At 53.5% G+C, this 541-nt stretch carries 1 pseudogene; it reads left to right on the top strand.

From position 1 onward, the window contains the following. Positions 1–541, top strand: a pseudogene (locus FDX22_RS15535) (autotransporter outer membrane beta-barrel domain-containing protein); the annotation flags it as partial.

The following is a 541-nucleotide window of genomic DNA, read 5'->3' as shown; positions in this document are numbered from 1 at the left end:
GATCCGGATGATGGCGACGATGTTACACCGGTAGACCCGGATGATGGCGACGATGTTACGCCGGTATACCCGGACGATGGCGGTGATGTTACGCCGGTATACCCGGACGATGGTGGTGATAGTAAACCGGTAGATCCGCAATATCGGGCTGATATTGGCGCTTATCTGGGCAACCAGTGGATGGCGCGTAATCTGCAAATGCAGACCCTTTATGACCGCGAAGGCAGCCAGTTACGTACCGATGACGGCAGTATGTGGATGCGCTTTAAAGCAGGTGAGGCATCATCACAGGCTGCAAACGGTCATGTGGATATTGACAACAACTATTCTCAGCTCNGACGGTCATGTGGATATTGACAACACTTACTCGCAACTGCAAATCGGTGGTGATGTGCTTAGCTGGGATAATGGCGAGCAGAGCCTGAAGGCGGGACTGATGGTGAGTTACATTAACGCCGACACGGACAGTACAGGCAACCGTGGTGCTGATGGGAGCCGGTTCTCTGCCAGTGGTAACGTAGCCGGTTATAATCTCGGCGCT

The organism is Citrobacter sp. TBCS-14 (assembly GCF_005280805.1).
Taxonomy (GTDB): domain Bacteria; phylum Pseudomonadota; class Gammaproteobacteria; order Enterobacterales; family Enterobacteriaceae; genus Citrobacter; species Citrobacter gillenii.
The sequence above is the reverse complement of the archived record's forward strand: the minus strand, read 5'-3'. Positions and strand labels throughout refer to the sequence as shown.